This is a genomic window from Flavobacterium franklandianum, from assembly GCF_007097365.1.
In the GTDB taxonomy this organism is placed as follows: Bacteria; Bacteroidota; Bacteroidia; order Flavobacteriales; family Flavobacteriaceae; genus Flavobacterium; species Flavobacterium franklandianum.
The window spans coordinates 24,607-42,319 of the sequence record NZ_VJZR01000003.1 but is presented as its reverse complement, the minus strand read 5'-3'; the positions used below and the strand labels follow the sequence as shown (position 1 = coordinate 42,319).

Sequence of the window (17,713 nt, the reverse complement as noted above, 5' to 3'; positions counted from 1 at the left end):
TAGGTAAATCAATTTGATAAAACTCAAATCTTATGTCTTTCAAATGTATAAAAAATCTACTACAAATCATCTAAAGGTATATTTTCAATCCCATAAAAGATTCTTACTTTTGGGAATAACAATAAAAATACTTTTTTGTCAAGTGTTCATTAAATCATTCATAATATAAATCGTTACTTTGTTTTTATCAACTTTCAAAAAAAACAAACAACTTTGTTTTAAAAATTTCAACTAATGATTCTATACGATAACAAATACTCTTTCATAAAAGACCTTGGAGACGGTGGTTTTGGAAAAGTCTTCTTGGCAAAAGAAAAAGTATCAAATCGGTACGTGGCAATCAAACAATTAAAAAATACAGACAAAACAGAACAGGAAGATATTATTCACGAAATTGAAATAGTATCAAAATTTGACAATTCTAATATTGTTAACTATTACCATCATTTTTGGCAAGAAGATAAATTGTTTCTGGTAATGGAATATTGTTCAGGTGGTAGTCTAAGAGATAAAATAAAAGAAGGTAAAATTGTAGCTTCGGAGGCACTGCAATGGATACAAACATTAACAGAATGCTTAAGAACTGTTCACAAAAAAGGAATTATCCATCACGATATTAAGCCAGACAACATACTTTTTTCTCAAAATGGGATCATTAAAATTTCTGATTTTGGCATAGCCAATAAAGATATTGGTACAAGATCCTATATGAGTCCCGAAGCATTTTCCTGGGATAGTGATACTAAGCAAGATCCTCGTATTGATATTTATGCTCTTGGAGTAACACTTATGGAACTTTTAACAGGTAAAAATCCATTCAGTTATTTATCAATTGAGGATATAATCGAAAAACATCAAAAAGCAGATTTCCCAATTCAAAAATTACCAAACTGGCAACAGGAAATAATTCTTAAATCCATTAATAAAGTACCAGAGTTAAGATTTCAATTTATGGTCGAATTTGAAGAAGCAATAAGGGCAAAATCTGTTCCGATAATTTTCAAAAAAGAGGGGTTAAAAGCCGCAGAATTAGTAGAACACGCAGAAAAAGCATTAAAGACAAATAAGTGGCGTAGTGCTGCCAAATATTTGGAATTAGCAAATGCCAATTATCCAAATAACGTAGCCGTACTACAAGCATTCGGTAAATATTATTTAAGAATACAACAAATCAAAAAAGCAAAAGAATATTTAGAAAAAGCATTGCGATTAAACCCTAGATTGGATGTACAAAAAGATTTAGGTTGGATTAATTTAGAAAACAAAAAGTATCCAATTGCTATGGGTTTACTTTCAGACCATTTACATAGGCATCCTTTAGACTATGAGGCATATAATTTATTAATTCGTTGTTATTATGAAACTAATAGATTTGAACCAGCAATGGAATTATCTAAAATGTTAATGGACACAAATACAAATTTACCTTGTTTTGCGAATAATTATTATATCAGTTACGTATTGCACAATCAAGGAAAAGCAATAGTCCCAAAATCAATTTTAAAAATAACTAACAATCCATTTATTGGTTATAATTATTCAGTATTATCGGAAGATAAAAAAAGTCATAGTTTTAATAGATTGCCGACATTAAAATCAAAGTTACTATTTATGGATTTTCATTTTAATACAATGAAAGAAAACACAATTACTTTCTTGGAAAGTAACAATGAAAATATAAATTCTTCATCAATAACAAATTCTATTATTAAATTTGGTCGAGAAGGCTTTAACGAAAATGACATTGAAGTTATTGATGCTAAATTGGTTAGTAGAAGACATTGTGTAATCATCAATAGCAAAGATAACGTTTGGCTTTATGATTTGGAAAGCATTGGAACCTATTTGAACGATGAAAAGATAAATGGAAAAGTTCCAATTATTGGCTTTAATAAAATAACAATTGATAAAATTAATTTCACAATCACAACAGATAAGAATAAATTATTGTAATGGATTAACTAGAAATTTATATGATAAAAACAATCATTACCTCATTCAGCTGCACAAAATCCTCGTTTAGTCCAAGTATTCCTAAACTCGCATCTTTGTTTGCTTCTTTTCGTTAATTTCAAATTTAATAAACGATAACATATTTGAGCATAATTTAAAAAACCAGTTTCATCAAAGGCAAAACTGATTTTTAAAGAACATTATTTTAATGCCTACACTAGCAGAAATCCTTAAAAAAAATAAAACTAATGCAAAATCTTAAAGAAATAGTAGAATATTACTTAAAATCAAATACTAATTACGCATTAATGATTACTGGAGAATGGGGTATTGGTAAAACGTATTATTTTAAAAACATATTGTCCAAAGATATATGTAAAATATCTACATCTAATGATGAAAGCAAAAAATATAGACCAATTCTTGTTTCACTTTTTGGATTAAAATCAGTTGAAGAAATTCAATCAGAAATTTTTCTTTGTTTATATCCAATTTTAAAAAGTAATAAATTAAAACTTGGAGCGTCAATTGGTAAAGCAGTTACAAAAGGTATTTTACATTTAAAGGGGTTAGGAGAATATATAAAATACATTGAAGAAATTAACGTAAATACAAATGAGTTAATAAACTTTGAAGAACTTGTATTATGTTTCGATGATTTAGAAAGAATTAGCGAAAATCTTAAATTAGAAGAGTTAATAGGTTATATAAACTCATTAGTTGAAAATGAAAATGTAAAAGTGATTATAATTGCTAATGAAAATAAAATCGATTCTGCCAATTATCATATTTTAAAAGAAAAAGTTGTAGGAAACAGCATTGAATTTATAGCAAATATCTTTGATACTTTTGATAGCTTAATTGAAATCAAATTTTCAGGTTTTCCTATATATCAAAGCTTCTTAAAAGAAAATAAAAACTTTATACTTGAAGTCTTTTCAAAAAAATCACGAAACATTAGAATTCTTTCATATTGTTTATCATATTTTCAAAATGTGTTTTCTGAAATCAAAGTTAATTTAACTTCTGATAATATATTAAGACAAAAGGAAAGTGAAATATTTCAAATGCTGTTAAGATTTTCTATTGCCATTTCAATTGAATATAAAGAAGGTAAAATTTCATTTACTAATCGAGAAACTTTGGATGATAGCTCATATATTATTTTAGACTCTTTTTTTGAGAAGAATAATTTACCTAAAGAAAAAGAAGAAAAAACATATAAAGAACAATTTAATATAAATTATTTTGATAATAATGGTTGGACATATTTTAAATCGATTTATGACTTTCTAACTGGAGGTAATATTTTTAGATTAACAAATATCCTTGATGAATTAAACAAATATTATAATATTGAACAAAATGTCATTTTACCGCATTATGAAGTTTTAAATAGTCTAAATTATCAAAATTGTTTTAAGCTAACAGATTTAGAATATTTAGAATTAACAAAGAAACTAATTGATTATACTGACAAAGGATTGTACGATATATCGAATTATTTAACTATTTTTCATTTCATAACTCGCTTTAATAATCCACTAAATTTTAATTTAGAAAATTTAGAAAAAAGGATAGTTAAAGGAATGAAAAAAGGAAAACCTCATTATAAACATACTGGTTCTCTAGATTTCTATCTTTCAGTAAATGAAAATTCTGAATTTAAAACTCATTTAATCAAAATCAAAGAAGAAGCATTAAAAATCAATGATGAAATTTTGATGGAAGAAAAAAAGTCAATCGCAACTGATTTAGAAGAAAAATGCTATGAAAATTTCGCAGAGTTTTATACAGAAATTTTAAGAACTGATAAAGACTATTTCTTCAATCCAATAATGAAAGATTTTAAAAGTTATAGATTTTACACTTTCTTTTTAAATGGCAATAATGAAAAAAAATGGGAAATAATTAGGTTCATTCAAAATCGTTACAAAAAATATCAAAATCATTATTTGAAACTTGATCTAGCTTTTTTTGAAGAATTAGAAAAGAGAGTTGAAAAAAAATGTAGTAAAATAAAAAAAGGAAACTTATCCGGATTTTTGTTTAATGAACTCCATAAAGTAATAAAAGAAACAATAGAAATTTTAAAAACTTAACAAAGTACAATAGCCCTTAGGCATTACGAGTGCTTCGCTTGTGCCTTCACAATAGTACAACAATCAACCATTTATGAGAGACTCTCACTTATGACTCCAGACCAAATATCCCCTAGCAACAATACTCTTCTTGCTTCATTTCGCTAATTACGTTTTCAATTGCGAGAATATCTTTTTTCGTTCGGTTGTGAAAAGAACGTTTTACATTTCAAAAGGCACTCCTTTGCCAACGCTCCAAAAAAAATTACTGGCACAGTTTTTAGAAAAAACACGTACGCTTCGCAACTTGCGCCAGTAATTTTTTTCCCCAAGCTGTGTTACATAATTGAGTATTATAGTTCATTACAAAGCTTTTATATTGTTTTTTTGGTTTTTGTGATGAAGCTATAATATCATTTATGTAAAACAGCCGCTCCACCCAACGCGCTTGCCAGTGGCTCTAGGACAGCTTTTTTAATTGCTTCCTCGCACCAGCCGGCAATAAAAAAAGCTGTCCTTCGCCACTGTCTTTAAGAACCTTCGCTATTTCATAGGAAACTTTACAGTTGTAATTACTTTCAAGAACGTTCACGGTAACTGTTTTTAGCAACTTTGTGTTTAAATCGGTAAGTATTTGCATTGCTTTTGTAAGTGTTGTAAATCGCTTATCAACTCTATTTCTAACATTCACGACAAAGGTATAAGCAATTTACAACACCCACAAAACCAAGAGAAGCCAGCAAGAGTATCATTTTTTTATTTGCCATAAAATAAGAAGTCATTGCTTCAGCGGAAAAGCCGATGCCATACCGTTACTAATAATAAGTATTACAAGCTTCAAGCATTATCTTTCTTTTAAGTCTATGGCATCAACTTTTCCACAAAAGCAATCAGAAACATCCCAGTCAGCAAATAAAAAAATGATACACTTGCACGCGCTACTGCACCGTCGCACTTGGTATTGTAATGCATTGTTTTTTGAAGATGCTTTCCATTTTCAGAACAACATTCCGTTAAAAATCAAATACCTCTTTTCAAATGACGTTTAGGCATCCTCAAAAATCAAATTCAAGAAAGAGTATCAAATTTTAGTGCCGAATAAAAAGCGTTTATATTTTTTGATGTGGATTTTTTATCCATCCCTAAAATTTGATACCCTTTCCGAAGACGACCCTCTTCCAAATCAACTCCCTTTCCTTCAAACAAATTCCGATTATACGATGATATTTAGAATTTGAAATCAAAATAAAAAATAAAAAAAAAGAGAGCAAAGGTAAGTTCCAGGTTTACAAAAAAGCAAGTTCAAGCCCTACGGGTTTTTGAAAAAATCTCCACCCTTAACGGTTCGCATCAACATTCATTTCCGCCTTCACGCCCACTCTTCCGAAGATGTATCGGGTAGTATTTTTTCAAAAAAACTTGCTTTTTTGAAACCTTCCACTTGAACGACTGGCTTTCTTTTTTTCTTTTTTTTCTTTTGAAAAATTTAATGGGCGGAGCGTAGCGAGGCACATTGGTCTTTCAAACGAAATCCTGCGGAAAATTGAAAATCTAACCAATTTTTAAAGCCGAATGTTATGCTAAATTTCATCATCAAGACCCACCGAAAGGACACTATTTACGCAAAACCCCATTTATTTGTACTTAACAAGGGGATGAACAGCGGAAAGCCCCAAAAAACGCAATTTACTAACAGTTTTGTTATCATTTTCCAAAACGAAGAGGACTGCGAAAGCCTTTTTTTCATTGCTTATAGTTTATGGCAAACAAAATTCTGGCATCAGTATTTAGTAGGTTCGGTTATTCCGTTTTTGCGTCTTCCAGATTTCAAAAAACAATTCAATCCTCAAGCTAGTTTAATGATGGTGGAGTACGAGCAGCACCAAAAAAATATTGCAGCTCTCAAACTTCTGGAGAAAAAAGAAAAACAATACAAAGAGGATATGATGCTCATAAATGACATCCGTAGAGCCATTTTATACCGTTATTGTAGAAAATAAAACAATCCTGGTCCTAGCGGACTAGGATTGATTGCACCTTATTCCCAAGCAAACCAACGCATAAGTGCAATATGATTGCACCACTTAAATAAACCGAAGAAAAGCAAAGCAATCTACTTTTATTGACTGCTATAAACAAAAAAAGCTCCAATAAATGGAGCTTTCAAGGTGGTTATTAACCAATTTTAAGGGTTTGTTTTCGGTTCTTCTTCAGATTTGACAGCAGTTTGAGAAACTACTGAAATAATACTACCACCAAGAACCAAGTAACCAGCAGCCGAAACCAATCCAACAGGTAAAGCAATAGGCGAAGTAATGATAATTCCGCCAACACTTGCCAAAGCAATTCCGACAGTGCGAAGAATTTTAAACCATTTTGGAGTTGGTGCCAAGGTTCTTTCTACTAAATTCATTTTGTTATTTTTCATAATCTTGATTTTTATAAATTGATAATTCTAAATTGTGTACTCTTTTTTCGATGTATTCTACTTTCTGGTTCAGTAAGTCGTTACCACTTTTGAACTCGGTTTTGATGATTAAAGCCATCGTTTTTACTTCAATCAAATCTTTCTCCATACTCTTGAAATCAGTGTGTAATTGCTTGATAAAATAAGCTACAATCGAGAGTAGTAAGGTGATAAGTGTTCCAAAAAGTGTAGCGATGATGTTGATATTTTCCATTTTTTGGCCTTTTTAGAATTGAAAATTATTTTCAATGATCATTGTATTGTTTTCAACTTTCGCTAGTGCTACTAATTTTGGATAAATCATTTTGTAAGCTGCAACACTTTGAGTAACTTGAAAATTGCCATCAACAAATTGGAAACCAAAACCACAAAGCGGACACCCGGCAGTTTCTTTGATAGTATTTCCGGTATGGATATAAACAAAGCTGAAGTTTGGTAAACCAGAAATTTCAATCATTCCCTGGTGCAGCTTTCCAAATGCTTTTTTGTAATCCACATTTTTAGCTCCGTGAGTGTTCAACTTCAAACTAAATACTCCTTTTGGTATGGCAGTTTGAGAAGGGATTTTCACTTCTCTAATTTTATCCTCTAACAAATAGCATTGAAATATTCCGTTAATGTACAATTGGCTCAATGTGCTTTCTTTGCCCTGGGCTACTCTTATTATTTTGCTTTCCATAGTCTTGATAGATTTGAGATTAAACAAAAAATCCCTCACTTTTGGCGAGGGATTTTCGGAAGGTTTTTCTAAAAAGCATCCTCAACTTTCAAGCAGTTCCCACTGGAAAACAAGTAGTAATTTGGTCCCACTTGTTGGTAGAACTCAATTCCGATGCACTGCAAAACAGTTGTGTTTACCGTTGGAATTGCTCCATTTGGTAATGTTGCAACAATTGTAGTGGCAGGAACTGGAGCGTACAAATCCAAGAAAGGACTGTATTGAATATCGTTTACCTCATTCAAAGCTGCATCCATTGGATCATAGCTGTTTGTGGTAGCGTTGTATTCAAAATCACTCACTACGGAAAGCGAAGTAATCAAACGAAAGTGAGTTGCACCAGATGGAGCATTAACCAAATTCGCTGGGTTAAAAGCATCAACTACAAATTCGCCACTTTCTCTACCAACGGTATGAGTTAATGAAAACGGAGCGTTGAAAATTCCATTGAATGAAGAGTTTTTGTCAAACTCAAACCCTTTTAAGTAATTTCTTTGTGTTGTGATTTCAATTTTACGGTAACCTCTGGCTTCCGTTTGGTCTTCAAGGTTGATTTTCTTCATAATAGAAGTCAATCTTCCAGTTACTTGGCTGTCCGCCATTTGTTTCATAACTTGAGATAAACCAGTTCGAACCGATTTTCCAGCTTTGGCACAAGCGCCAAATTCGTTCATATTCTCTCGAGTTCTTTCGAACTCTGGAGCTGTGAGTACTTGGTCACCAGTTGGACCACCAACCATTCCGGCAAAGTAGCCTTCTTGACCTTTAATTTTAAAATGTCGGATATCTCCAAGAGTTCCAACATACTTGATAACACCTTTCTGTCTTGCCATTTTTTTAAGTTTTAATGGATTAATAATTAGATTAAATTCATAAGACAAATTTCAATGATTATCTTTGATTATCAATAACTTAAAACACTGTAAATCAATGCAATACAACGCAAAAGCACCGTACATAGTGGAAACCCATTGGCAAATTGAAGAAGTCCTTGACGGAGATAGCGTCATCATTTGCAATCGTTTCACTCAAATGAAAAAAGAAATCCGACTTTATGGCTTGGATGCACCAGAAGTAAAACTAAATAGGAAGATGAAAGAGGACGAAGAAAAAAGCAGTTTACCTGCTCAATTATTACTCCAATTTGGTTTGCAATCCTTGCACTTCGTTTTGTCGGTTGCACCGCCTAAAACGGTTGTAACTATCATTACAGAACAGGAGAACTATTACGACTACTGGAACAGGCAATTAGGGTATGTAATTTTGCCTAGTGGATTATGTTTAAATGAATTACTTTTACAAAATGGGTATGCTAAAGCAACCCAACAATATTATTGTGGCAAGCTAGCAGAGTATCAAGCAATGAACCGCCAAGCGCAGCTTAATAATATTGGGATCTATAGTCAAATAAAAGTATTCTGATTTGTTGTACTTATGTTGTACTAAAGGATTTTAAAAATTAAAGAGTACCAATAAATACAACTCCTTACAGGCGTTAAGAAGATATATACTAGTTAGCGGCTAGTTATACAAAATTGTGCAGAAAAAATTATGAATCAAAAAGAGATAACTAAACATTTTGCCTTATTTAGAAGAACTCGTAACCAGCTCCGCAAAGTCTCCGACTTTGAGGTAGTAATTTTCGGTTTTCAACCGGCTTTACTTTAAGTTATTAAACTTCTATGTCAGTCACAGACTGATGAACACAGCCTCAAAGTCGGAGACTTTACGGAGCGAAAAAACACCAAAATTTGAGACGCTCTACAAAAAAACGACCCTTAATTATGCTGTTCTTTAAAGATTTCCAATAAAACATCGGCATCAATTATTGGGCTTTGTTTCATTTTCATCATTTTGAGAATGCGGTTGGTGACAATGGGATTTAATCCCATATTAATTCCAATTTGTAAAATGGCAACTTCTTCTTTGGGGTGCAAAACACCATCACAATGCATCAATAAAGCCAAACGATACAACTGATGAAACCGCTCAAATTCCGATTTTATAACAATATGAGGCAATTCCTGATGAAACAAATCATTGAAAACTGCTTTGCTAATGTTCAATTCATTGGCAACAATAGCCAAAAATGCATATTCTTTTTTATGCAAATTACCATCAATTGTGGCAAAAGCAATCATTTCTAAAAGTAAACTGATTTTTTCTTCTTGAGTGTGCATCAACTTTGTTATTTTTAGCTAAAATATTGTTTTTTTATCCGAAACACAAAATATAGCAATGATGCAACGATTTACATTACTTATTCTTCTTTTTATAGCCACGGATAAAACCTTTGCCCAGAAAAACACCGCTTCAAAACAGGTTTCTACTTTCAGCATTGATGTACCTCAATTGAATATCACTAAGAAAATTTGGATTTATTTGCCAAAGAATTACGATTCGACCCAAAAGAAATATCCTGTGATTTATATGCACGATGCGAAAATATTTTTGATGCTAAAACTTCTTATGTGGGCGAATGGAATGTGGACGAAAAATTGGACAGCCTCAACGCACAGGTTATTGTTGTTGGGATTGAACACGGAAACGAAAAACGGATTGCCGAATTAACACCATACAAAAACGCTAAATATGGCGGAGGAAATGCCGATAATTATCTCGATTTTATTGTAAATACACTCAAGCCGGAAATCGACAAAAAATACAGAACAAAAACCAACACCCGAAACACAAGGATTATGGGAAGTTCACTCGGTGGGTTGATTTCCTATTATTCGATTTTGAAATATCCAGAAGTATTTGGGAAGGCGGGAATTTTTTCGTCTTCATTTTGGTTAAACCCAAAGGAAATTATTGAATTGACAAATACAATTCCAAAGCTTAAAACCAAAATTTATTTCCTCTGTGGCGATAACGAAGGTGATGCTGATATGATTACTGACCTCAACAAAATAGACGATTTGGTTTCTGAAAAACGATGTGAATGCAAGAAATTAACCAAAAAGAAGATTGTAAAAGACGGTCAACATAACGAAAAATTATGGCGAGATGGATTTGCAAATGCGTATCTTTGGCTTTTTTAACAATTGATAGTTTATGGTTGGTAATTTATAGTTGCATAACCACCAACAACACACGAGCGTCAGCGAACTGGCGAAGCAAACCCTAAACAACAAACTGACTTATGACAAACAACGATATTTTCAAAAAACTGCGCGTTGCCTTAATGTTGAGAGACGACCAAATAGTTGAAATCCTAGAATTAGTAGATTTCAGAATTTCGAAAACAGAATTGAGTGCTTTTTTCCGTGCCGAAAATCACGAAAACTATGTGGAATGTGGCGACCAAGTGTTGCGTAACTTCCTAAACGGATTGGTAATTCATTTGCGAGGAACAAAAGAAAACCCAAAAAATCCAACAGCTGTTTTGGCAAAACACAAAGCTGAAATTCCTGCAAAAGAAGGAGCTTCAGAAAGACCCGAATTTAAAGCAAAGCCAAAAGACGAAGAAAGAGCAAGAGGCGACCAAAGTCCGGCTAAAACGAAGCCAGCGGCTAAAAAGAAACCTTTCAAAAAACCACCTCCAAAGGTACAAGTGGTTGAAAAAGTAAAATTTAATTTTGGGAAAAACAAAAAATCATAAGTTATGAAATGAGCATCACCTAAAGTTGGTCGCAAACACCAATGAAGATATGCGAATTACATATGACCAATAAAAAACAATAAACATAACATATGAAAACGGCTTTGATTATTGGTAGCACTGGATTAATAGGTTCCCACCTTTTAGAACTTCTTTTAGAAAGTACTGAATATGGAAAAGTCATCACTTTTGTAAAAAGAGATTCAGGCTTTCAAAATCCAAAATTAGAGCAACACATTATAGATTTTGATAAACCGGAAACCTATAAAGAGTTAGTCTTTGGTGACGATTTCTTTTGTACCATTGGCACAACAATAAAAAATGCCGGAAGTCAAGACGCATTCAGAAAAGTAGATTTTGGTTATCCCAAAGAATTTTCAACAATTGCAATGCAAAATAAAGTGAAACAATTTTTAATAATTTCTTCTCTTGGTGCTGATGCCAATTCTGGTAATTTTTATTTGAAAACAAAAGGAGAAATCCAAGATTTTCTTAAAAACTGTACGTTCGAAAGTGTTACTGTATTACAACCTTCATTACTTTTAGGCAATCGAAAAGAATTTCGTTTGGGAGAAAAAATTGGTGCTTTTTTTATGAAACTTTTTTCATTTGTATTCACGGGAAAAATAAAAAAATACAAACCCATACAAAGTGAATCGGTTGCCAAAGCTATGTTTACTATTGCACAAAAAAACTACAAAGGATTTCATATAATAGAATCCGATGAAATACAAGAAATAGCAAATAAAAAATCCTGAGTTTTTCACTCAGGATTTTCAATATATTATAATTTCTATAATTAAGAAAGTGCAGCTTTAACTTGGTCAGCAGCTTCTTGAAACTCAACAGCCGATAAAATTGGCATTCCAGAATTATCAATTAATTCTTTTGCGATCACTGCATTAGTTCCTTGTAAACGAACGATTATTGGCACTTTGATAGCGTCTCCCATATTTTTGTAGGCATCAACAACACCTTGAGCCACACGGTCACAACGAACGATTCCACCAAAAATGTTAATCAAAATTGCTTTTACATTCGGATCTTTCAAAATGATTCGGAACGCTAATTCCACACGTTTTGCATCGGCAGTTCCTCCAACGTCTAAGAAATTAGCCGGCTCATAGCCTGCATATTTTATCAAATCCATCGTTGCCATAGCCAATCCAGCTCCATTTACCATACAACCTACAGTTCCGTCAAGATCTACATAGTTTAAACCAGCTGCTTTGGCTTCTACTTCGATTGGGTTTTCCTCACGAACGTCACGCATTTCGGCTAATTTAGGATGACGAAACAAAGCGTTATCATCTAAATTTACTTTAGCATCAACAGCAATAATTTTATTATCTGAAGTTTTTAAAACTGGATTAATTTCAAACATTGAAGCATCAGAACCAATATAAGCTTTATATAAAGCATCTACAAACTGCACCATTTCTTTGAAAGCATTTCCGGAAAGACCTAGATTAAAAGCAATTCTTCTGGCTTGAAAACCTTGCAATCCAACCGTAGGATCAATTTCTTCGGTAAAGATTAAATGAGGAGTATGTTCTGCCACTTCTTCGATATCCATTCCACCTTCGGTAGAATACATAATCATGTTGCGACCTGTCCCTCTATTCAATAATACTGACACATAAAATTCAGAAGTTTCACTTTCACCAGGATAATAAACATCCTCAGCAATCAAAACTTTGTGAACTCTTTTTCCTTCGGCAGAAGTTTGTGGCGTAATTAATTGCATCCCGATGATTTGTTCTGCAATTTCCTCAACTTGCTGCAAGTTTTTGGCCAGCTTTACTCCACCACCTTTTCCACGTCCACCAGCGTGAACTTGAGCTTTGATAACATGCCATCCTGTTCCAGTTTCGGCAGTCAATTGTTTTGCAACAGCAACCGCCTCTATTGGGTTGTTGGCTACATAACCACGTTGCACTTTTACACCATAACTGGCTAAAATTTGTTTTCCTTGGTATTCGTGTATATCCATTATTGAGTTATTTTCTTTGATAAAGGTACAAACTTAGCAAAATTCAACCTAAAACAAAATCTTTTTTATTTCAATATAAAATTAGGCTGAAAATTTACTTCAAAAGCTTAAAATTATGAAACTTTTTAAAACAATAAAATTCAAAAACAATTATTGATTGAAAATTATTAATAAAAAAGCAAAAATCATAATAATCTTTCTTCAAAATCCTATTTTATATAAAAAAAGAATTGTCATTTTGTTAATTTATGTGTTCGTGAATGATTAATTGCTATTTATTGGACATTTTTTTAACATTATAGCAAAAATAAGTTAAACACAAATATAAAAATTGATGTGATAAATAGAATCTATATTTTTGCATAAAAATTAATAAGCATGAAAATTAAAGAACAAGGTCTTTATTCGCCAGAATTTGAGCATGAAAACTGTGGGGCTGGATTCATCTGCAACCTTAAAGGCGAGAAAACAAATCAAATCATTCACGACGCATTAGAAATCCTTGTAAAGTTAGAACATCGTGGCGGTGTGAGTTCCGACGGGAAAACGGGTGATGGTGCAGGTCTATTAATTGATATACCGCACGAATACTTCAATAGAGTTTGTGATTTCAAACTTCCAAATGCACGTGAATATGCAGTAGGTATGGTTTTTTTACCAAAAGCCGAAAATCAATATGTTTTTTGCAAAAAATTATTTGAAGATGAAATCAAAAATCAGGGATTAACCATTTTAGGATGGAGAGAAGTTCCTGTTGATTCCTCTCAACTGGGTCCAATTGCTTTGGCTTCTGAGCCAAAAATTGATCAAATATTCGTTGGTAAAAGCGAAGAAATTGACGACGCTACATTCAAAGCAAAATTATATGCTGCACGTAAAATTACCGAACATACGATTATAAATTCTAAGATATCCGAAAGCTCTTATTTTTATATTCCTAGTTTTTCTACAACAACCTTAATATACAAGGGTATTATTATGCCCGAAGATATTGGTCCTTATTATACCGATTTACAACAAACCGATTTAGTAACTCGTTTGGCTTTAGTTCACCAACGTTTTTCTACCAACACCATGCCTTCTTGGGAATTGGCACAACCGTTTAGATACATTTGTCAAAATGGTGAAATCAATACTTTGCGTGGAAATGTGAGTAGAATGCGTGTTCGTGAAGAAATCATGAAAAGTGAGGTTTTTGGCGCACAAATAGACAAATTATTCCCAATCATTATTCCTGGAAAATCAGATTCTGCTTCTATGGATATGGTGGTCGAATTGCTTATGCACACCGGAAGGTCATTGCCAGAAGTAATGATGATGATGATTCCAGAAGCTTGGGAAAAACACCAAACAATGTCGCCAGAACGCAAAGCATTTTACGAATACAATGCTTGTATTATGGAGCCTTGGGATGGACCTGCTTCTGTTCCGTTTTCAGATGGAGATTATGTTGGAGCCTTATTAGACCGTAATGGTTTAAGACCTTCAAGATACACTGTTACCAAAAGCGGTAAATTGATTATGGCATCAGAAATTGGTGTTGTCGATGTTGCCCCAGAAGATGTAGAAAGCCACGGAAGATTAGAACCAGGAAAAATGTTCTTGGTAGACATGAACGAAGGACGCATCATTAATGATGAAGAAATAAAAAGCAAAATCGTTTCTGAAAGACCCTATCAAGAGTGGTTAAATCAATATAGATTACACCTAAAAGATGTCCCAAGTTCATCAGAAGTTTGTTCTATTGAAACTATCGATTTAGCTACAAGAGAACGTTTGTTTAATTACACTTTAGAAGACATTCAAGATGTAATTACACCGATGGCTCAATCTGGAAAAGAAACGCTAGGCTCAATGGGTACTGATACACCGCTAGCGGTTTTATCAGACAGACCCCAATTAATTGCCAATTACTTTAAACAATTATTCGCTCAAGTTACCAATCCCCCTTTGGATGGAATTCGGGAAGAAATTGTAACCGACATTAGTTTAGCCTTAGGTCAAGACCGTAATATTTTTGATATTTCTAGCAAACAATGTAGAAAACTAAGAATTCAAAATCCGGTAATTTCTAATAAGGATTTAGAAAAAATTAGAGCTATCTCTATCGATCATTTCCACGCCGAAACTTTTGAAATTTTATATCCAAAAGCAAAAGGATTGAATGGTTTAGAAGATGCTTTAGAAGCCTTAATAGTTCAAGTTACAAAAGCTGTAGAAAGAGGCACCAATATTATCATTTTATCGGATAGAGGCGTGAATAAGGATTTAGCTCCAATTCCATCGTTATTAGCGTGTTCTTATGTTAATCATCAAATGAACCGTTTGCGTAAGCGTTCTTATTTTGATATTATAATCGAATCTGCTGAACCACGCGAACCGCACCATTTTGCTACTTTATTCGGGTATGGCGCAAGTGCTATCAATCCTTATATGGTTAACGAAATTATCCGCGTTCAAGTGCGTGAAGGATTTATTACTGGTATCGACGAAACAAAAGCTGTTCACAATTTCAATAAAGCCATTGGAAATGGAATTGTAAAAATCATGAACAAAATTGGAATCTCTACCTTACACTCTTATAGAGGTTCTCAAATTTTCGAAATTGTTGGTTTCAATTCTAAATTTGTTGAAAAATACTTCCCATACACCACATCTAGAATTCAAGGAATTGGATTGTATGAAATTGAAAAAGAAATTAGCGAAAGATATAAATATGCATATCCAGACCATTTAATACCAAACCGATTAGGATTAAATATTGGTGGAGAATACAGATGGAGACGTAACGGAGAACGACATATGTTCAATCCTACTACCATCGCCAAATTGCAACAAGCAGTAAGATTGAGTGATCAATCCAGCTACGATGAATATGCTAAAGCCGTAAATGATCAAGCACACCATTTAATGACCATTCGTGGTTTATTCGAATTTGACAATCTCAATCCAATTTCAATAGATGAAGTAGAGCCTTGGACAGAAATCGTAAAACGTTTCAAAACGGGTGCGATGTCTTACGGATCTATTTCTAGAGAAGCCCACGAAAACCTAGCTATCGCTATGAACCGTATTGGTGGAAAATCTAATTCAGGTGAAGGTGGAGAAAATAGAAAACGTTTTCAACCCGATATGAATGGAGACAGTCGTAACTCGGCTATAAAACAAGTGGCTTCGGGACGTTTTGGAGTAACTTCACACTATTTGTCTAGCGCAAAAGAAATTCAGATCAAAATGGCTCAAGGTGCAAAACCTGGAGAAGGCGGACAATTACCAGGTGAAAAAGTATTGCCTTGGATCGCTGAAGCGCGTAATTCAACTCCGTATGTAGGATTGATTTCGCCACCACCACACCACGACATCTACTCTATCGAAGATTTAGCACAATTAATTTTCGACTTGAAAAATGCCAACAGAGAAGCTCGTATCAACGTGAAATTAGTTTCAGAAGTTGGTGTAGGAACTATTGCTGCGGGTGTTGCCAAAGCAAAAGCGGATGTTGTATTGATTGCAGGTTATGATGGAGGAACTGGGGCATCTCCATTAACATCATTGAAACATGCTGGTTTACCTTGGGAACTTGGATTGGCCGAAGCACAACAAACATTGGTTTTAAACAACCTAAGAAGTAGAATTGTTTTAGAATGTGACGGACAATTAAAAACAGGTCGCGATGTAGCAATTGCTGCATTATTAGGTGCCGAAGAATTTGGTTTTGCTACTGCTCCACTTGTAGCTTCAGGCTGTATTATGATGCGTAAATGTCATTTAAATACTTGCCCAGTGGGTATTGCAACCCAAGACAAAGAATTGCGTAAAAACTTTAAAGGAACTCCAGAACACGTAATTAACTTCTTCTTCTATGTTGCCGAAGAGCTAAGAGGCATTATGGCTCAGTTAGGTTTTAGAACATTAGCGGAAATGGTGGGACAAACGCATAAAATTAATACCAATAAAGCGATAACGCACTATAAAGCGAAAGGATTAGATCTATCCGCTATTTTACATACACCAGATGGATACAGTGAAAGAATTGTTAGAAATACTGAAAAACAAGATCATAATTTAGAAAATGTTCTTGATTTCCAAATCTTGAAAGATTCTCATCGCGCGATGTACAGAAAAGAAAAAATGACTTTGAATTATCCTATAAATAACACGAACCGTTCGGTTGGAGCTATTGTAAGTAATGAAATTTCAAAAATATACGGATATCTTGGTTTGCCAGAAGACACCTTAAATATCAACTTCACCGGTTCTGCTGGTCAAAGTTTAGGTGCTTTTAGTGCTCACGGATTAACATTTACCGTCGAAGGAAACACCAATGACTATTTAGGAAAAGGACTTTCTGGAGCTAAATTAATCATCAAAAAACCTGCAAAAGCTACTTTCATTGCTGAAAATAATATTATTGTAGGTAACGTTTGCTTGTTTGGAGCTATCGAAGGGCAAGCCTATATTAATGGAATTGCTGGCGAACGTTTTGCTGTTCGTAATTCAGGCGCAATAGCAGTTGTAGAAGGAGTAGGTGATCACGGTTGCGAATATATGACAGGTGGAAAAGTAGTTGTTTTGGGTAAAACTGGAAGAAACTTTGCTGCTGGAATGAGTGGAGGAATCGCTTACATTTACGATCCAGAAAACAAATTCACAAACGGTTTATGCAACACTGAATCAATAGCATTCGAAACCATTGAAGCGGAAGAAGCTGCAGAATTGAAAGCATTGATTGCAAAACACGTTGCCTACACCAATAGTACAAGAGGTGCTGAATTATTAGCAGATTGGGACAATAGCCTAAGTAAATTTGTTAAAGTAATGCCTACTGAGTACAAAAAAGCGTTGAAACGTCTGGAAACAGAAGAACAAATTTTTGAAGAATTAACAGCATAATACA

General features: G+C 33.4%; 16 protein-coding genes. 9 read left to right on the top strand and 7 right to left on the bottom strand.

Features of this window, described 5'->3' with window-relative positions; translation table 11 throughout:
- Positions 1 to 234: 234 nt before the first annotated feature.
- Together FNW17_RS04965 and FNW17_RS04960 are read left to right on the top strand one after the other, a co-directional pair.
- Positions 235 to 1,953: a protein kinase domain-containing protein gene (locus FNW17_RS04965; RefSeq protein WP_144071033.1), complete on the top strand. Its 1,719-nt coding sequence runs from the start codon at positions 235 to 237 to the stop codon at positions 1,951 to 1,953.
- Between the two features lie 248 nt (positions 1,954 to 2,201).
- On the top strand, positions 2,202 to 4,055 hold the full coding sequence (locus FNW17_RS04960; protein ID WP_144071032.1) for a P-loop NTPase fold protein: 1,854 nt from the start codon (positions 2,202 to 2,204) through the stop codon (positions 4,053 to 4,055).
- A 439-nt stretch (positions 4,056 to 4,494) separates the two neighbouring features.
- Here FNW17_RS04960 and FNW17_RS04955 read toward each other — a convergent pair whose 3' ends face one another.
- Positions 4,495 to 4,674 (bottom strand): hypothetical protein, encoded by a 180-nt coding sequence (locus FNW17_RS04955; RefSeq protein WP_144071031.1) that lies wholly within the window; start codon positions 4,672 to 4,674, stop codon positions 4,495 to 4,497.
- Positions 4,675 to 4,954: 280 nt separating this feature from the next.
- Between FNW17_RS04955 and FNW17_RS16630 the strand changes: the two genes are divergently transcribed.
- Together FNW17_RS16630 and FNW17_RS04950 are read left to right on the top strand one after the other, a co-directional pair.
- Positions 4,955 to 5,083: a hypothetical protein gene (locus FNW17_RS16630; protein ID WP_262710834.1), complete on the top strand. Its 129-nt coding sequence runs from the start codon at positions 4,955 to 4,957 to the stop codon at positions 5,081 to 5,083.
- 528 nt (positions 5,084 to 5,611) lie between these two features.
- Entirely contained in the window at positions 5,612 to 6,034 is a 423-nt protein-coding gene (locus tag FNW17_RS04950; RefSeq protein WP_144071030.1) for a DUF6943 family protein, read from the top strand.
- A gap of 185 nt (positions 6,035 to 6,219) precedes the next feature.
- Here FNW17_RS04950 and FNW17_RS04945 read toward each other — a convergent pair whose 3' ends face one another.
- The 4 genes from FNW17_RS04945 to FNW17_RS04930 form a co-directional block, all read right to left on the bottom strand.
- Positions 6,220 to 6,462, bottom strand: coding sequence for a hypothetical protein (locus tag FNW17_RS04945; RefSeq protein ID WP_235893244.1), 243 nt, complete (start codon positions 6,460 to 6,462; stop codon positions 6,220 to 6,222).
- On the bottom strand, positions 6,452 to 6,715 hold the full coding sequence (locus FNW17_RS04940; RefSeq protein ID WP_144071029.1) for a hypothetical protein: 264 nt from the start codon (positions 6,713 to 6,715) through the stop codon (positions 6,452 to 6,454). Before FNW17_RS04940 ends, FNW17_RS04945 begins: the two co-directional genes overlap by 11 nt.
- Positions 6,716 to 6,727: 12 nt before the next feature.
- Positions 6,728 to 7,180: a DUF5675 family protein gene (locus FNW17_RS04935; protein ID WP_144071028.1), complete on the bottom strand. Its 453-nt coding sequence runs from the start codon at positions 7,178 to 7,180 to the stop codon at positions 6,728 to 6,730.
- 68 nt (positions 7,181 to 7,248) lie between these two features.
- The gene (locus tag FNW17_RS04930) at positions 7,249 to 8,052 is read right to left on the bottom strand and encodes a hypothetical protein (protein WP_144071027.1); all 804 of its coding nucleotides are present in this window, start codon (positions 8,050 to 8,052) and stop codon (positions 7,249 to 7,251) included.
- Between the two features lie 97 nt (positions 8,053 to 8,149).
- Here FNW17_RS04930 and FNW17_RS04925 point away from each other — a divergent pair, with 97 nt between their 5' ends.
- Positions 8,150 to 8,641: a thermonuclease family protein gene (locus FNW17_RS04925; RefSeq protein WP_144071026.1), complete on the top strand. Its 492-nt coding sequence runs from the start codon at positions 8,150 to 8,152 to the stop codon at positions 8,639 to 8,641.
- 356 nt (positions 8,642 to 8,997) lie between these two features.
- On the opposite strand, the gene FNW17_RS04920 is transcribed toward FNW17_RS04925, so the two are convergent.
- Positions 8,998 to 9,399, bottom strand: coding sequence for an excinuclease ABC subunit B (locus tag FNW17_RS04920; RefSeq protein WP_144071025.1), 402 nt, complete (start codon positions 9,397 to 9,399; stop codon positions 8,998 to 9,000).
- 192 nt (positions 9,400 to 9,591) lie between these two features.
- On the opposite strand from FNW17_RS04920, the gene FNW17_RS04915 reads away from it, so the two are divergent.
- The 3 genes from FNW17_RS04915 (at position 9,592) to FNW17_RS04905 (ending at position 11,581) form a co-directional block, all read left to right on the top strand.
- The gene (locus FNW17_RS04915) at positions 9,592 to 10,263 is read left to right on the top strand and encodes an alpha/beta hydrolase (protein ID WP_317129765.1); all 672 of its coding nucleotides are present in this window, start codon (positions 9,592 to 9,594) and stop codon (positions 10,261 to 10,263) included.
- Positions 10,264 to 10,364: 101 nt separating this feature from the next.
- Complete coding sequence (locus FNW17_RS04910; protein WP_143390016.1) at positions 10,365 to 10,823, top strand: DUF1456 family protein; 459 nt, start codon at positions 10,365 to 10,367, stop codon at positions 10,821 to 10,823.
- 92 nt (positions 10,824 to 10,915) lie between these two features.
- Positions 10,916 to 11,581, top strand: a complete 666-nt coding sequence (locus FNW17_RS04905) for an NAD(P)H-binding protein (RefSeq protein ID WP_143390017.1) — start codon at positions 10,916 to 10,918, stop codon at positions 11,579 to 11,581.
- Positions 11,582 to 11,622: 41 nt separating this feature from the next.
- Here the strand turns inward: FNW17_RS04905 and sucC are convergent, their stop codons facing one another.
- Positions 11,623 to 12,816 carry an ADP-forming succinate--CoA ligase subunit beta gene (gene sucC, locus FNW17_RS04900; RefSeq protein WP_143390018.1) on the bottom strand — a complete coding sequence of 398 codons (1,194 nt, stop codon included), beginning with the start codon at positions 12,814 to 12,816 and terminating at the stop codon, positions 11,623 to 11,625.
- A gap of 378 nt (positions 12,817 to 13,194) precedes the next feature.
- Here sucC and gltB point away from each other — a divergent pair, with 378 nt between their 5' ends.
- Positions 13,195 to 17,709 carry a glutamate synthase large subunit gene (gene gltB, locus FNW17_RS04895; RefSeq protein WP_449404053.1) on the top strand — a complete coding sequence of 1,505 codons (4,515 nt, stop codon included), beginning with the start codon at positions 13,195 to 13,197 and terminating at the stop codon, positions 17,707 to 17,709.
- Positions 17,710 to 17,713: the final 4 nt, after the last annotated feature.

What these genes read in the sequence shown, in the direction of transcription:
- FNW17_RS04965 (WP_144071033.1), top strand. Translation starts at nt 235, where the DNA reads ATGATTCTATACGATAACAAATACTCTTTCATAAAAGACCTTGGAGAC.
- FNW17_RS04960 (WP_144071032.1), top strand. Translation starts at nt 2,202, where the DNA reads ATGCAAAATCTTAAAGAAATAGTAGAATATTACTTAAAATCAAATACT.
- FNW17_RS04955 (WP_144071031.1), bottom strand. Translation starts at nt 4,674, where the DNA reads ATGCAAATACTTACCGATTTAAACACAAAGTTGCTAAAAACAGTTACC.
- FNW17_RS16630 (WP_262710834.1), top strand. Translation starts at nt 4,955, where the DNA reads ATGATACACTTGCACGCGCTACTGCACCGTCGCACTTGGTATTGTAAT.
- FNW17_RS04950 (WP_144071030.1), top strand. Translation starts at nt 5,612, where the DNA reads ATGCTAAATTTCATCATCAAGACCCACCGAAAGGACACTATTTACGCA.
- FNW17_RS04945 (WP_235893244.1), bottom strand. Translation starts at nt 6,462, where the DNA reads ATGAAAAATAACAAAATGAATTTAGTAGAAAGAACCTTGGCACCAACT.
- FNW17_RS04940 (WP_144071029.1), bottom strand. Translation starts at nt 6,715, where the DNA reads ATGGAAAATATCAACATCATCGCTACACTTTTTGGAACACTTATCACC.
- FNW17_RS04935 (WP_144071028.1), bottom strand. Translation starts at nt 7,180, where the DNA reads ATGGAAAGCAAAATAATAAGAGTAGCCCAGGGCAAAGAAAGCACATTG.
- FNW17_RS04930 (WP_144071027.1), bottom strand. Translation starts at nt 8,052, where the DNA reads ATGGCAAGACAGAAAGGTGTTATCAAGTATGTTGGAACTCTTGGAGAT.
- FNW17_RS04925 (WP_144071026.1), top strand. Translation starts at nt 8,150, where the DNA reads ATGCAATACAACGCAAAAGCACCGTACATAGTGGAAACCCATTGGCAA.
- FNW17_RS04920 (WP_144071025.1), bottom strand. Translation starts at nt 9,399, where the DNA reads ATGCACACTCAAGAAGAAAAAATCAGTTTACTTTTAGAAATGATTGCT.
- FNW17_RS04910 (WP_143390016.1), top strand. Translation starts at nt 10,365, where the DNA reads ATGACAAACAACGATATTTTCAAAAAACTGCGCGTTGCCTTAATGTTG.
- FNW17_RS04905 (WP_143390017.1), top strand. Translation starts at nt 10,916, where the DNA reads ATGAAAACGGCTTTGATTATTGGTAGCACTGGATTAATAGGTTCCCAC.
- sucC (WP_143390018.1), bottom strand. Translation starts at nt 12,816, where the DNA reads ATGGATATACACGAATACCAAGGAAAACAAATTTTAGCCAGTTATGGT.
- gltB (WP_449404053.1), top strand. Translation starts at nt 13,195, where the DNA reads ATGAAAATTAAAGAACAAGGTCTTTATTCGCCAGAATTTGAGCATGAA.